The sequence below is a fragment of the Microcystis wesenbergii NRERC-220 genome, assembly GCF_032027425.1.
Lineage (GTDB): Bacteria > Cyanobacteriota > Cyanobacteriia > Cyanobacteriales > Microcystaceae > Microcystis > Microcystis wesenbergii_A.
The window spans coordinates 1,837,240-1,851,946 of the sequence record NZ_JAVSJA010000001.1 but is presented as its reverse complement, the minus strand read 5'-3'; the positions used below and the strand labels follow the sequence as shown (position 1 = coordinate 1,851,946).

Annotated in this window: 14 protein-coding genes and 1 pseudogene; 12 read left to right on the top strand and 3 right to left on the bottom strand. The window is 44.1% G+C overall.

Features of this window, described 5'->3' with window-relative positions; translation table 11 throughout:
- Nucleotides 1-496: 496 nt before the first annotated feature.
- From RAM70_RS08980 to eno, 7 genes are all read left to right on the top strand, one after another.
- Nucleotides 497-2,845, top strand: a complete 2,349-nt coding sequence (locus RAM70_RS08980; RefSeq protein WP_312673363.1) for an HD family phosphohydrolase — start codon at nucleotides 497-499, stop codon at nucleotides 2,843-2,845.
- The gene (locus tag RAM70_RS08975; protein WP_045362131.1) at nucleotides 2,842-3,309 is read left to right on the top strand and encodes a DUF29 domain-containing protein; all 468 of its coding nucleotides are present in this window, start codon (nucleotides 2,842-2,844) and stop codon (nucleotides 3,307-3,309) included. Before RAM70_RS08980 ends, RAM70_RS08975 begins: the two co-directional genes overlap by 4 nt.
- 38 nt (nucleotides 3,310-3,347) lie before the next feature.
- Nucleotides 3,348-3,995 carry a Uma2 family endonuclease gene (locus tag RAM70_RS08970; RefSeq protein ID WP_045362134.1) on the top strand — a complete coding sequence of 216 codons (648 nt, stop codon included), beginning with the start codon at nucleotides 3,348-3,350 and terminating at the stop codon, nucleotides 3,993-3,995.
- The gene (locus tag RAM70_RS22925; protein WP_045362137.1) at nucleotides 3,989-4,183 is read left to right on the top strand and encodes a hypothetical protein; all 195 of its coding nucleotides are present in this window, start codon (nucleotides 3,989-3,991) and stop codon (nucleotides 4,181-4,183) included. The genes RAM70_RS08970 and RAM70_RS22925 overlap by 7 nt, the downstream gene beginning before the upstream one ends.
- A 1,595-nt stretch (nucleotides 4,184-5,778) precedes the next feature.
- A complete protein-coding gene (gene glgX, locus RAM70_RS08965) occupies nucleotides 5,779-7,857 on the top strand; it encodes a glycogen debranching protein GlgX (protein ID WP_312673361.1) in 2,079 nt (692 codons plus the stop codon).
- 115 nt (nucleotides 7,858-7,972) lie between these two features.
- On the top strand, nucleotides 7,973-8,734 hold the full coding sequence (locus tag RAM70_RS08960; RefSeq protein WP_045362143.1) for a DUF3887 domain-containing protein: 762 nt from the start codon (nucleotides 7,973-7,975) through the stop codon (nucleotides 8,732-8,734).
- 46 nt (nucleotides 8,735-8,780) lie between these two features.
- Nucleotides 8,781-10,079: a phosphopyruvate hydratase gene (gene eno, locus RAM70_RS08955; RefSeq protein ID WP_150975603.1), complete on the top strand. Its 1,299-nt coding sequence runs from the start codon at nucleotides 8,781-8,783 to the stop codon at nucleotides 10,077-10,079.
- A 206-nt stretch (nucleotides 10,080-10,285) separates the two neighbouring features.
- On the opposite strand, the gene RAM70_RS08950 is transcribed toward eno, so the two are convergent.
- Both RAM70_RS08950 and RAM70_RS08945 read right to left on the bottom strand, forming a co-directional pair.
- Nucleotides 10,286-10,651 (bottom strand): phage holin family protein, encoded by a 366-nt coding sequence (locus RAM70_RS08950; protein WP_045362149.1) that lies wholly within the window; start codon nucleotides 10,649-10,651, stop codon nucleotides 10,286-10,288.
- Nucleotides 10,652-10,768: 117 nt separating this feature from the next.
- Nucleotides 10,769-11,992 carry an RNA-guided endonuclease InsQ/TnpB family protein gene (locus tag RAM70_RS08945; protein WP_312673358.1) on the bottom strand — a complete coding sequence of 408 codons (1,224 nt, stop codon included), beginning with the start codon at nucleotides 11,990-11,992 and terminating at the stop codon, nucleotides 10,769-10,771.
- A 50-nt stretch (nucleotides 11,993-12,042) separates the two neighbouring features.
- Here RAM70_RS08945 and RAM70_RS22920 point away from each other — a divergent pair, with 50 nt between their 5' ends.
- The 3 genes and pseudogenes from RAM70_RS22920 (at nucleotide 12,043) to RAM70_RS08935 (ending at nucleotide 12,883) form a co-directional block, all read left to right on the top strand.
- Entirely contained in the window at nucleotides 12,043-12,162 is a 120-nt protein-coding gene (locus tag RAM70_RS22920; protein ID WP_341853637.1) for a transposase, read from the top strand.
- Nucleotides 12,163-12,257: 95 nt separating this feature from the next.
- Nucleotides 12,258-12,602: pseudogene (tnpA, locus tag RAM70_RS08940) on the top strand (IS200/IS605 family transposase); the annotation flags it as partial.
- Nucleotides 12,603-12,715: 113 nt separating this feature from the next.
- Nucleotides 12,716-12,883, top strand: a complete 168-nt coding sequence (locus RAM70_RS08935) for a YqaE/Pmp3 family membrane protein (RefSeq protein WP_002757335.1) — start codon at nucleotides 12,716-12,718, stop codon at nucleotides 12,881-12,883.
- Between the two features lie 268 nt (nucleotides 12,884-13,151).
- On the opposite strand, the gene RAM70_RS08930 is transcribed toward RAM70_RS08935, so the two are convergent.
- Nucleotides 13,152-13,541 carry an AbrB family transcriptional regulator gene (locus RAM70_RS08930; RefSeq protein WP_002798186.1) on the bottom strand — a complete coding sequence of 130 codons (390 nt, stop codon included), beginning with the start codon at nucleotides 13,539-13,541 and terminating at the stop codon, nucleotides 13,152-13,154.
- A gap of 300 nt (nucleotides 13,542-13,841) precedes the next feature.
- On the opposite strand from RAM70_RS08930, the gene RAM70_RS08925 reads away from it, so the two are divergent.
- Both RAM70_RS08925 and RAM70_RS08920 read left to right on the top strand, forming a co-directional pair.
- Entirely contained in the window at nucleotides 13,842-14,285 is a 444-nt protein-coding gene (locus RAM70_RS08925; RefSeq protein WP_272077535.1) for an Rrf2 family transcriptional regulator, read from the top strand.
- Nucleotides 14,233-14,706 (top strand): GFA family protein, encoded by a 474-nt coding sequence (locus RAM70_RS08920; protein ID WP_080754349.1) that lies wholly within the window; start codon nucleotides 14,233-14,235, stop codon nucleotides 14,704-14,706. The genes RAM70_RS08925 and RAM70_RS08920 overlap by 53 nt, the downstream gene beginning before the upstream one ends.
- The last annotated feature ends 1 nt before the right edge of the window (nucleotide 14,707 follow it).

Here is a 14,707-nt window from a genome sequence, read left to right as displayed (position 1 = left end):
GAGGGCAATTAACCATCTCTGCCATTACTTGTGAAAAATGGTAAGCTAAGACGCATTTAAAGCGCTTATTCTTAAGATTAGCCGAATCTCCCCCAATCCCTTTACTGTTGCCTCTTGCAAGAGTGCCTCTTGCCTCGTCTCAACAAGCAATTTAAATGCGCGGGCAGCTTATCACATCTGACAACTCACATCTGATAACTGATAACAGGGCCGAATCTAAAACCTAATTGGTTAAGCTAAAAGCTTTGATGTGCTTAGTTTCTAACCTTCTTTTTAGGTAGGAGAATTGCCAGATTCTGTCTTCTGCACGAGTGCCTGTTGCCCCTTGCCTTCAGAAGCTGATAACTGATAACTGAAATCCCCAACCCCCAACCCCGATCGAGAAAAAATTTTTTTGTACAGGGAATCCTTAAAATAGAAAGGGGACACAAAACCAAGTTGCCGGTATTTTTTCCCTGGGCATGGTGGCGCAGTTTATAGAATTTAGCTGGAATTTATGAATCATTTTCTGCATTCTTTCACTGTTTTTCCTGATTCTGCCCGAAAATCTCGCTCTTACTCCCTAGGTAAACTTCGACGACCGTTAATCTTCCTGTTTACCGTTGGTTGTCTGACTAGCGTGGTCGGTTATCGTTTCTATAATCAGCCGAAATTGGCCGTCGGGACTATTTCTCCAGTCACAATTATCGCCCCCGAAGATGCCCGTTTTGAAGACCAAGAAACCACCGCCCTCAAACGCCAAAAAATTCGGGCTGGACTGCTTCCCCGGCTGAAAAGAGACCCCCAAACCACCGCCCAGATTGAGCGATCGCTGCGGGACACTCTAGGGCAATTAAGTCAAATTAGCCCAATTCTGCGAAAAAATTCCATTTTAATGGGCAGGACTATTTCTGACGCCACAATGGAAACGCTGCTCACCTTTTCTGCCGCTCAATGGTCAACTCTACAAAGCCGCCTCAACTATGAAGAATCTTTTACGAAACTCTTGACAAAAGAGCAGGAATATGCTATATACGAAATCCAAGCCTATGGTCAGCGCGTGGCGAAGGGGAAATTTGAGCAATTTATCGATCGATTAGGTCAATTACGGCAAATAAAGGAGCAAACCAGCCAAAATTATCGGCATTCCAGCTTAAATAAACTCAAATACGCCGATCTGATCGCAGTGGCCCAAATGGGCGATCGAGAGTGGCAAAACCTAGAAACAGCCATCCTGCAAGCGGAGCGCCGGATTTTGGTACAGGGCATTCCCCCGGGGATTTCCACCAGTCACCTACAGGATACCATCGCCGTGCAGATTAGCAGCGATCGCCTCACCCGTCGCCAGCAGTCTTTAGCCGAAAATATCCTTCTGGCAGCCCTAGAGGGACAAACGAACCTGATAGAAGATCGGGAGGCAACCAAAGAACAAGCCACTAAAGCGGTGGAAGCGGTAGATATGGTCATGTCTAACGCCCAAACTGGTCAAATTATCGTTAAAGCAGGTGAAACAATTACTCAAGCTCAGTTTGTTCTCATCGATGGCTTTGGTTTGAGCGAACGGGGCATTAACTGGATGGGTTTAGGGTCAACGGCAATCCTTGTCACCAGTGCGATCGGCACTTTTTGCCTCGTTGCCCAGCGTCTCCATCGGCCTCTGCGTCACCGGGATTTTCTTCTCTTGGGTTTACTAAGTTTTACCACACCGATCCTAGCGATCGCCAATATTCCCTTTACCAATCTGGCCGCCGTGGGTTTATTAGTCAGCAGTTTCTACGGCCCGACTCTGGCCGTCACCCAGGTCCTCTTAACTGCCGGTCTTTCCCTATTCAGCATCCAAGGTATCAGCGCCGATTTAATCGCCGGGACGATAGGGGGACTATTAGCGGCTATGATAGCGGGAAAATTGCGCTCCCGGGATGAATTATCGCTGCTAGGGATGGGAATCGGAGTCAGCCAAGGGGGTGTTTATCTGCTCACTTACCTAATCGTTAGCGCCACGGCCAGCACGATCATCTATACTCTACTACCCACGGCCCTCGTCTATGGTCTATCGGGGATAGCTTGGACGGTAATCGCCCTAGGATTATCCCCCTATTTGGAACGCTGTTTCGATGTGGTCACTCCCATTCGTCTGGTGGAGTTGTCCAATCCTAATTGTAGTTTGCTCAAACGTTTGGCCACGGAAGCACCGGGTACTTTTCAACATACCCTTTTTGTCGCCTGTTTAGCTGAAGCGGCCGCCCGAAAACTGCACTGTAATGTGGAATTAATTCGCACGGGAACCCTCTATCACGATATCGGGAAAATGCACGATCCTCTCGGTTTTATTGAAAATCAAATGGGTGGCCCGAATAAACACGATGAAATTAACGATCCCTATGTCAGCGCCGAGATTATTAAAAAGCACGTTAGTGAAGGGTTAGTCATGGCCCGCAGACACGGTTTACCGCGAGTGGTCCGCGATTTTATTCCCGAACACCAAGGCAATCTCTTAATTTCCTATTTTTATCAGCAAGCTTTGCAAAAATCCGCCCAAAATGGTCAAGAATTCGTCGATGAGGCGGCCTTTCGCTACGATGGTCCGATTCCCCAATCGCGAGAAACGGCGATCGTCATGTTAGCCGATAGTAGCGAGGCCGCTTTGCGATCGCTGAAGGAGGCCTCCCCAGAACAAGCCATGGATATGATCAAAAAGATTTTTCAGGCCCGATGGCGCGATCAACAATTAGTAGATAGTGGTATTCGTCAGGAGGAATTACCAATTATTGCCGAGGTTTTTGTGCAAGTTTGGCAACAATTCCACCATCAACGCATTGCCTACCCGAAAGCAGTTTTAGAAGTCTCCTCAGCCAAAAAAATATGAAAAAAGATACTTGGCTAAATCAGTTACAATTTCTCTACGAACAAGATGAACATCTCTGGTTGACTGAAACAATTAAACTTCTCAAGGAAAATCGTCTAGCTGAGTTAGATATTCAACATTTAATCGAGGAGTTGGAGGCTTTGAGCAAACGGGATAAAAATCGAGTTGAGAGTTTTTTAAGACAGATAATTATTCATCTTTTGCTCTGGCAATATTGGTCAGAAGAATTTGAATTACATCATCGGCATTGGCAAGGAGAAATAGCTACTTTTAGAGTGCATCTAAATGGATATTTAAGTACAAATTTAGAAAAATATCTCCTAGATAACCAAGAAAGAATTTATCAAGATGCCGTTTTTATTGTCGGGCAAAAAACTGAAATATCTCCTCACAATTTTCCTCTAAATTGTCCCTATTCTCTCGAACAAATGCTTGATAGGCATTGGTTGCCAGAGCGAAATTAGTTAAATCCCACAGCTAAAAATCAAGGATAATTACCAAAATGCTACTAATTACTCTCAACGAAAATACTTTATCTTTATCTCCTGGCAGTCAAGTTATTTTTACCCATCAGACTTGGGAAGATTACGAAAGATTGCTGAGTTTACGTCTCCAAAAAACCTATCCCAAACTCTATTTTAATCGCAAAACTCAAGAAATTAGGCTTATGTCTCCTTTACCAAGTCATGGCAATCGTGTTGATACATTAAGGGATTTAGTAAAAATTATCCTCCGTCGCCAAGGCAAAGACTGGCAATGTTTTGATCCGATTACCTTGAAAATGCCGGGGGAAGCAGGAGTAGAACCAGATACTTGTTTTTATATTGATAATAGACAGGCAATTTTAGGCAAAGAGAGAATTGATTTAACTGTCGATCCTCCTCCCGATTTAGCTATAGAAGTGGATTTTACTTCCCTGACTGATGTAGAGGCTTATCAATTGTTGAAAATACCCGAATTGTGGGTTTATCGTCGGGAAGAATTAAAAATATATCTGTTAATAGAAGACAGTTATCAAGAAAGCGAAAACAGTCGTCTCTTTCCCGATATAAATATCAAGAAACTTTTTCCCTATTATGTAGAATTAGGCTGGAGCCAAGGTTCTAGTCTTGCTTTACGTCAATTTGAAGCTTTAGATAGGGCTTGCTGAAAAAGTTTGTTGGTGGGGGCAGGGTGTGGCCCCCCCAACCCCCCCCCGACATCGGGGGGGTGGGGTGTAGGGTGTGGGGTTTTACCGATTTTGAGGTAGTCAGTTACCTAATTTTCAGGGAAAAAGCACCTGAATTTTCCCCCCGATCACTCCAATGGTCGGCACTTTTTGAGGTCAAAAAAGTCTAAAAGCCTTATCCAACAAGGTTTTTAGATTTATTCAGCAAGCCCTAGATAATTTTAGTTAATAATCAATGCTGGTTATGGTGGTTTTCTCAACTAGACTCAGTGAGACTAACGATTAGAAGTCATTCCAGCCTGTTAGTAATTGCTCTTGGGTTTCCTGAACAAGTTTTTGAATTGGCGTTGTAATAAACAAGAGAGCGGCTTATATTACCCAAAAAATCTCCACAGACAACATCAAATAAATTTATTTTTATCAATTCAAATACTAAGTAGTCGTGCAAAATTAATTTCCTAGTCGAGACAGGAGACAGGCTTCGGCCGTGAGCTTTTGCGTTCGACAAAAGCTCACGCCGAGGTCCGAACGGAGACGGTCGTCAGGAGACGGCAGACGGGAGACGGGAGACGGGAGACGGGAGACAGCTATTAGGGATCGGATTTGAGTTTTCAGTTCACTGTTTCCTCACACCAGAAGTCTGACGGAGTAGTGGCTTAGATGTGTAATTAATTTTGCTTAGGTACTTAGAAGAAACAACTCTAGCAGTTATCTTAAGGGTGAGGTACGAAGTCTCTGGTTTTAGGAAACACTGGAACTAGAGATGATGCTAAATCCCGTAATACTTCGTCATTACCACAATTTAGGCATTTTGTCAAAAAAAATTTGACTTTGCAACAAAACTACACAAAAATTAGATCAACGTTGTTAGGGAAAAAAGGGATAATTGGCGAAAGTGTTTGGTTTGGCTAAAAGGGAAAGTCTAGATTTAGCAATGGTTTCAAGGCAAGCTAGACCTTGAAAACTCCAAAAAAGCACAGAAAAATCCACCATAGCATAATGCAAAATTATACCAGAATCGCTGGAAGTATTGCCACCTCGTCAATAAATAAAAATTATTCTCAATAAATTCTTAAGTAAAAATAAATATTACCAATTGTAAATTTAAATATTTTTAAGTATTGAAGGTATTTACATATAAAATACTGATCATTTTGACCCGATCGCCTCTAACTTGTCCCTGCCCACAGCAATCACAGGATAGATATACTTGATACTGTCATAATCTGAGATTTATTAAACTTCTGAAATCGGAGAGTGAGCAAGGAATCAAGTTCTTTTTATGTTTCATCCCAAATCCGTTTTTAATAGTATAGAGTTCTTGCATAATTAATTTTTGATAGTTCAAAAATGAGAAAAATAGGCATAAAATTGCCTAAAATCCCTAAATAAAGCATTTAATTGATTAATGCTCATTCTTAATTCTCCTGACTTGAAAGAGGGTGTAGGGTGTGGGGTGTGGGGAAGGAAACCTCTTTCATCTGTGGGGGTGAAAATTTTTTCATCGGGACTGACTACTGACTACTGGCTCGGAGACTCCTCACCTAAGGTCAGATTTTTGATTTTTGCCAGAGGTCTTATGATTAACTCCTAAGTTATGGTGTTTCTTCCATCTCCCCACTTGTCACTTCCGTTCGGACCTCGGCGTGAGCTTTTGTCGAACGCAAAAGCTCACGGCTGAAGCCCACTTCCCACTCTCCTACACTTTTTAAACAGGATTTAGTATAATCTCATACTACTCCTAATCACTTCTTCTCTCTTGACAATGACCTTAAAAACCGATCACGGTAAAAGCCATCCCGTCGGTGCGACTGTCTTGGCTGATGGTGTCAACTTCTCACTATTTTCTAAGTATGCCACTGCCATAGAATTATTATTATTTGATGATACTAATTCTCCCGTACCTAGCCGGACTATTCTCCTCACCCCGCAAACAAACCGCACCTTTTTCTATTGGCATATTTTCGTTCACGGCATTGGAGTCGGTCAAGTGTATGCTTATCGAGTCTATGGTCCGGATAATCCGGCCCGGGGTCATCGCTTCGATCCTGATAAAGTAGTTCTTGATCCCTATGCGAAAGCGATTGTCGGTGCGGAAATTTATGATCGACAAGCTGCCAGCGAAAAAGGCGATAATTGCCATCGAGCTTTGCGGGGTCTGGTAGTGGATCCGAGCCGCTACGATTGGGAAGATGACGCACCGCTACGCACTCCCTACTCTGCCAGTTTTATCTACGAAATGCACGTCGGTGGCTTTACTCGTAACCCGAATTCCGGTGTTAGCGAGGAAAAAAGAGGTACTTTTGCGGGATTAATCGAAAAAATACCCTATTTGAAAAACCTAGGCATTACTGCCGTGGAATTGTTACCGATTCATTACTTTGATCCCGCTGCGGCCATGCCGGGGTTAACTAACTATTGGGGTTATAGCACGATCGGCTTTTTTGCGCCCCATGCCGGCTACAGTAGCGATCGCTCACCGCTCGGTCCTTTGAATGAATTTCGCGATCTGGTGAAAGCGTTACACAAAGCGGGGATCGAAGTGATTCTCGATGTGGTTTTCAATCATACCGCCGAGGGAGACGAAACCGGGCCGACTCTTTCCTTGAAAGGTATCGATAATCGCACCTACTACATCCTCGATGCGGTCGATAAAAGCCTCTATAGCAACTATACCGGCTGTGGTAACACCCTCAAGGGTAGTCATCCGATTGTTGGCAAAATGATTCTCGATTGTTTGCGCTATTGGGTGTCGGAAATGCACGTCGATGGTTTTCGCTTTGACCTAGCGGCCGTATTATCGCGCAATGTGGACGGGGAACCGATCCTGCAAAAAGGTTATAACATGATCTGGGCGATCGAATCGGATCCAGTCTTAGCCGGGACAAAATTAATCGCCGAAGCTTGGGACGCGGCAGGATTGTATAGTGTCGGTCAATTTGTCGAATTTGCCGATTGGTTTTCCGAGTGGAATGGTCCTTTTCGCGATGATGTGCGCGCTTTTGTCCGGGGAGATACCGGCATAGTCACGAAATTAGCGGCGCGGATTTTAGGAAGCCCCGACATATACCACAGACCTGACAACGATGTCAATAGAAGTATAAATTTTGTTACCTGTCACGATGGCTTTACCCTTAACGATCTAGTGTCCTACGACGAGAAACACAACGAGGCTAACGGTGAGAAGAATCGGGACGGTTGCAACGATAATTTTAGCTGGAATTGTGGGGTAGAAGGGGAAACCAATAACGAGAGGATTAAAAACCTGCGACTGCAACAAATAAAAAATCTCTTAACGATCCTGTTCATTTCCCAAGGAACACCTATGCTGTTGATGGGGGACGAAGTGCGACGCACCCAAAAGGGCAACAATAACGCCTATTGTCAGGATAACCAGTTAAGTTGGTTCGATTGGAGTGCGGTAGAGCAAGAGTTCGATCTTTGGTGTTTCGTAAGGAGACTGATCGATTTTAATAAAAAATTAGCTCTTTTCCGTCAGGAAAAATTGCTAGAAGTCACCTATACCAGTCTCGAACCCCATCTGAGTTGGCATGGCGTACAGTTGAGTAAACCCGATTGGTCGGAAGATTCCCGCAGTTTAGCTTTTTCCCTGCGTCATCCCAAGGCGAACGAGTATTTACACATTATGCTCAACGCTTACTGGGAATCTCTCGACTTCCAGTTACCCCCCCTATTCCCAGAGGAAAAATGGCATCGCGTCATCGATACTGCTTGGCAATTGTCCGAGGCAGCCTGTGATTTAGATGCCGCCGCCGCTATTGAATCGGAAACCTATCGGGTGCAAGCGCGTTCGGCGGTAGTTTTAATCGTTAAACCAGTATAACAAGGGGAGAGATATTGCCCGATCAACCGATGTTGAATGCTTTAACTAATGAACAATGGCATCAATTCAATCGTCAAGTGGAAAAACGTTATTTATTTGCGGAGCAATAGCTGAAATGATGCGGCTTTCATTAGCGAAACGGGTATCGATTCTCTCTTTGTGTTTAATGGGTTTTTCCCTGCCTTGGACCGCATTCAGCGTTTCACCAGTACAGGCGAACCTAGAACCGAATGCGATCGCTATTGGTGATCCCGTCCGAGAAGAAAAGCAAGCTCGGCAGTTAGTACAATGGTTGGGAACTAAACAATACGACAAGGTGATTGCAGCTTTGTCACCCCAACTAAAACCCCTCTGGACTGCCGAAAAACTGCAAAAGGTCTGGGAAAGCCAAGTAACTGACCATACTGGACCGTTTAAGCGCATTGTCAAAAGCAAGCTACTCGATGCTATCAATGCCAATCTGGTGATTGTCACCGTTGAATTTGAGAAAGTTACCGAAGATGTGGTAATTACCTTTAACCGGTCTGGTCAGGTGGTTGCCGCCGATTTTCCCGAATTTCGTAGTATTTCTGAGATTGGCACTGCTTTTGTCACGTCCTTGGTCAACAAAGACTACGGCCTGGCCCGAGGTTTTTTACATCCTCTCCTGAAAGCTGAGGTTTTCCCTACCAGAGTACAAGGCGCTTGGGAGAATTTACTTAAGCGTACCGGCCCCGTGCGTCGGATCGTGGGAACTCAGGTCAGAAAAGGTGCGGATACGGACGGTGTGGATTTGGTGTTGGTGACGATTCAATTTGAAAAACTGACGGATACTTTAATCCTCGTTTTTGATGATCAAAAGCAGATTGTCAACGTGGATTTCCCTTTAGGCAATTAGTAATCAGCCGAAATTACCGCGTAAATTGAGTTGGAGACGATAAGTTATGTTAGATAAAATCGAAGTTCCCATCGAAGCGATCGCAGCTAGGGAGATTCTAGATTCCCGCGGCCGTCCCACCATCGAAGCAGAAGTGCTGTTAGAATCGGGGGCAATGGGTTTGGCCCAAGTCCCCAGTGGCGCTTCTACGGGCAGTTTTGAAGCCCACGAATTGCGCGACGATGATCCCCAGCGTTACGGTGGTAAGGGTGTCCTAAAAGCGGTTCGCAATGTCCACGAAAAAATTGTCCCGGTTTTGGAGGGGATGAATGCTTTCGACCAAGCTAGTATCGATTTAGCTATGATCCATCGCGATGGCACGGCCAATAAACGAGAATTAGGGGCTAATGCTATCCTAGCCGTCTCTCTCGCTACGGCCAAAGCAGCGGCGGCGGATCTGGGATTGCCTCTCTATCGTTATCTCGGCGGTCCGATGGCCAATGTGCTACCCGTCCCGATGATGAACGTGATCAATGGTGGTTCTCACGCTGATAATAACGTCGATTTTCAGGAGTTTATGATCTTCCCCATCGGGGCCGATTCTTTTAAGGAAGGTTTGCGTTGGGGGGCGGAAGTATTCGCCGCTTTGGGTAAGGCCTTGCACGAACGCAAATTACTGACCGGTGTGGGCGATGAGGGCGGTTATGCTCCTAATTTGGCTTCAAATCAGGAAGCTTTGGATATTTTAATCGAATCGATCGAACGTGCTGGTTATAAACCGGGGTCGGAGGTGGCTTTAGCTATGGATGTGGCCGCCAGTGAATTCTATAAGGACGGTCAATACCTCTACGATGGTTCGGCACATTCTCCCGCCGAAATGGTGGATTTTTTGGCCAGTTTAGTCGATCGCTATCCGATTATTTCTATTGAAGACGGTTTACACGAGGAGGATTGGGATAACTGGAAATTATTGACCGATAAACTGGGGGCGCGGATTCAGTTGGTGGGCGATGATTTGATGGTGACTAATCCTATCCGTCTGCAAAAAGCGATCGATCTGGGTATTGCTAACTCGATCCTGATTAAACTCAATCAGATCGGTTCTTTGACGGAAACCCTACAAACGATCGCCCTGGCTACCCGTCACGGTTATCGTTCTGTCATCAGTCATCGTTCCGGAGAAACGGAAGACACTACGATCGCAGATCTGGCGGTGGCTACTAATGCTGGACAGATTAAAACTGGTTCTCTCAGTCGCAGTGAACGGGTGGCTAAGTATAATCGCTTATTACGCATCGAAGAAGAATTGGGCGATCGGGCGGTGTACGCGCCGAAAGTCGGTTTGGGTCCAAAATTCTTGGCCTAAAATTTGAAAAAAGTCTTGCAGTGATCGAAAAAGGGTGTTATACTAAAAATACTGATAACTGATAACTGGTCACTGACTATTGTGGTACTTCGCTGAAACCCTTTTCGGCGAAGTATTTATTTTTGGCCTTTTTTTTGCACAAAGGTATGATTTTGGGATCAAAGGTGTTATAGTAAGGATACTGATAACTGATAACTGGTCACTGACTATTGTGGTACTTCGCTGGAACCTTTTTCGGCGAAGTATTTATTTAAGAGGGTGTTGACCAGAGAGAGGACGATGGGCGCACCGATAAAAGCCACTAAACCCTTAACCGCAAATCCGGGGACGAGGATCGAGGCTAACCAGAAACAAAAGCCATTGAGAACAAGGATAAAGCCACCGAGGGTGAGAATAGTAATCGGTAGGGAAAGTAGCCCTAGAATCGGTTTAACCAGTCCGTTGACTAAACCAATAACTGCCCCCGCAACCATGGCCACAATAAAGCTATCGACTTTAACGCCGGGGAAGATAATATCAACCACTAATAAACTAAGGGCAGTGGCAAGAATATTTAAAAGAAGGCCGATCATAAATTTCTCCTTAATGTTTTCGCAATCACCCCCATTTTATGGCAACTTTAAGGAGAGCAAGCTTAATTTGACACTCCCCCGCTAACCGCTCGCGCGGTGTAGCAAGGGATTCTTGATTCATAGGCTCTTGACTAGATCGAACAGATTTAACTGAACGACCCCCGCCAGACCGCCTCCGCAAGGGTTTTCTAATACGGTCAGTCCGACCGCATTTTTTCCTCGATTCTCGATTACTTTTGCTGATGCTGTATCTCTCGGTTCAATGTGACCGCAAGAATCACACCGGTGAACTCTTTCCGATAACGACTTTTTGCCGGTAATCGCGCCACAATTCGGACACTCCTGGGAAGTTCCGTTTTTATCGACTTTAAGATAATATTTTCCCCGTTTCCAAGCGACAAACGGTAGTATCTCGTTAATAAAACTACCGATACCCGAATCTAGAGATTGTTTTCTGACGATACCCCTAGACCAGGAAACGAAGTTAATATCCTCAACGAAGATATTATCAGCAAAATCGCAAAGGTAATGACTTAATTTAAAGTGCCAATCTCTACGAGTATTAGACACTTTTTCGTGTAATCTTGCTATCTTCTCCTGAAGTTTTAACCAATTGTTCGAGCCTTTGACTTGATGTTTCAAGCGTCTTTGTAGCAATTTAAGCTTACTCTGTACTTTCAACAAAAATCGAGGGGCTTTGATTAAATCTCCTCGTGAAGTAGCGACAAAACTTTCAATTCCCGCGTCAATTCCTAAACAGGTCTTCCCCACTGTCATATCGGGAACTAATTCCGGAGATTGGAAGGAAACCGAAACGTAAAATCCCGACGCTTTTTGGATAATTCGAGCTTGTTTAGGCTCGAATCCGGACGGGTATTCTCTAGATTGCCTGATTCTAATTTTTCCTAATTGTGGAAAATTCAAGCATCCATCCCCTAGAAAGTTTTTTGACAGCGCAGGAAAAACCAAACTCCGCATCTTTTTCTTAAATCTAGGAAAGCCGAAGCCTTTCGATTTCATCTGGTTAAACGCCTTATCTAAAGTTTTTAAGACTTGCTGTAAAACTTGAGCGTTAACCGTCTTTAATATCGGGGAAACTTTTTTAGCTTCCGTTAGATTTTTAGCTTGAACGAAGTAATTTGGATAGGGTTGATCCGCAGGAATTATGTACTCGGAAACTAGCGAACAGTGATCCGCCAGACACTTTCGAGAGTTTAGCCAGTCTTTTCGCTCCGAGAGCGCGTAATTATAAACGCTCTTACAAACATCAAGAATGTGGACGATCTCCCGTTCCTGTTGCCTGTTTACCTTTAGTTTGTACTGGTAGGTAAGCGTTATCACTGTCGTTTGTTTCGTGATGTAAAATTAAATTCTAACACTTACTGCCTAATATGTCAACCGATTACAATCATGGATTTCGCTCTGTTTACAAACTTACTGCTCATGTTGTATTTGTCATCAAATACCGACGAAAAGTTATTAACGATGAAATCTTAAGTAAGTGGTTATAATTAAATTGAAGATATATCCCCCCTTGATCCCCCCTTGATAAGTAGGGTTGATTCATGAATCAACCCTACCTTGATGAGGGGGTGTCTGATAATTTTTAACGCCTACCTACTTAGTCCGACTTAAAGAAATCTTGGCGTCAACGCTGACGAAATGGGAAAGCGCATTGCTTGATTTTAACGGTGAATCGGATCACGTTCACCTGATTATCGATTACAAGCCTGACATCGCTTTATCCAAGTTAATTGCCAATCTTAAAACAGTTAGTAGTCGCTTAATTAGAAAGGAATTTCCGTACTTAGCGGCAAAGTATTTCTACAACAAACCCTATTTTTGGACGGGAGGTTATTTCGTGGCCAGTTGTGGCGGCGTTACTGTCGAACAACTAAAAAAATACGTCGAGAACCAAAACTCCCCAAAAGTGGAAACGCTACCGCGTTAGTTTTATTCTGGTGGCGATTCATCTCTCGTTAACCGCTACGCAGTTTAACGGGAGATAAATCGCTCCATTGAGATAGAATTAAGATTCACTAAAGTCTTTTTGAGGTATGGACAATGTTTCTTCGCCTAGTTTGTGCGTTTTTTTTGCCGCCCTTAGCCGTATTTTTGACCACGGGACTGAGTTTAGCCTTTGTTATTAACATTATCTTAACTTTAATCGGTTATGTCCCCGGCATTATCCACGCTTTCTGGATTGTCTCCAAAGAAGCCGAGAATTCCTAGTTAGCACCCCAGGAGATGCCAGTTTTTCTAGTCGCTGCATTAGACATCTCCAATAATGAAGATTTTAGCTGGGTGGATCAGGCTTCTAGCCTGATTTCTGGAGAGGTATATTACCCGCGGTTAATAGGACAAAATTAACCGGACATATCGAACGGAGTCTTTGATCTAGATGCTTAAAGACTGATTGAGGATAAAATACCTAGTTTCAATGGACAAGAGCTTATCTAATGGCAAGGAGAGAGTTAAACGGCTCTCTCCTTAATTATTGCTATTCGTCGTCGTCGCTGGCGCCAACTTGCTTGAGATGAATATGTTTTCTCCCCAAAGTAATTTCAAATTCATCTCCCGGTTTGAGTCCCATTTTTTTGGTGTAGGCCGAACCGATTAGGAGATTATTATTGGATTGGACACTGATCCGGTAGCTGGCCGAGCGCCCACCTCGTCCGTGGCCATTGGCACTGCTATCTAAGTCAATTCCCTCGGCATCGATTAAAGCATTGAGAAATTTCATCATATTAACGCGTTCAATACCATTTTTTGTCATGGTATAGTAGCCGCATTCCCGGGCTTTTTCTTCTTTGCTGAGGTTGCCTAGCTGTTTAACTTTCTCAATTAGTTCGAGGCCAGTCAGGGGTTCTGGATTGGTAGTTTTGTTCATTTAAGTTCGCGGCAGATAAGTAAAGGTTAGGGTCATCAAGGCTAGTCGAGGAGAATTGCTTCCCCTGACCAGAAACAATCGGGTTACGATTGATCTCTACACTCATCTTACACGGTATAAACTAAAAATTATCACTTGCTTGAGGAAATTGATTGTAATGGATTACACTCTATCTCTCGATCAAAATCTTAACGGAATTTATCAATGTTGATCGAGATGCTGAGTTAGGGGAGGTTAGCCTTTCTGTCATCAATGAGGGCAGGGGGTAGGATAGAGATCAAGAGGTAAAAATGAGGGATAATGAAGCTAACAACTAGGGGTCACTATAGTGTTAAAGCCTTGCTGGATATTAGTTTACAACCTAGAGGAACTCCAGTATCGGTAAAATCGATCGCCCTACGTCAAGATATCCCGGCCGCTTATCTAGAGAAATTGCTGATAGAAATGCGACGAGCGGGGTTAGTTCGTTCCTTTCGGGGAGCGCAAGGGGGTTATCAATTGGCCAGGCCGGCAAATCGTATCTCGTTGGGGCAAATTTTGGAGGCGGTGGGAGAGACGATCGAGCCATTATCAGGTTATCATCCCAGGGACGAACAGGCAGAAGATTGGGTGACATTTACTATCTGGAAACACCTACACGAGAAATTAAAAGAGGCCCTGGGTAAGATTACCTTAGCGGATTTATACTACGATGCGCGTAGCTGGATCGCCGCTAGGGGAGAGGAAACCAGCTTTATTGTTTAGTAGTTTAGAAGTTATGACAGGAACAACTCAAGCAAAGATTTATGGGGGAGGTTGTCACTGTGGAGCGATCCGTTTTCAAGTGGCGATCGAGCATGATCAAGCTCTAGACTGTAATTGTTCGATTTGTCAGAAAAAAGGTTTTCTGCATCTGATTGTTCCTTCAGCACAATTTACCCTCCTAAGCGGTGAAGATTTCTTAAGTACCTATACATTTAATACCCACACAGCCCAACATTATTTTTGTCGTGTTTGTGGTATTCATCCTTTCTATCGTCCCCGCTCCCATCCTGACGCTATAGATATAAACCTGCGCTGTTTGGATGGCAATGTCTTAGGCGATTTTCAGATCCAGTTCTTTGATGGGGCTAACTGGGAAGACAATATTGAGAAAATTCGGGATATAGATGGCAAAAGGGAGTAAT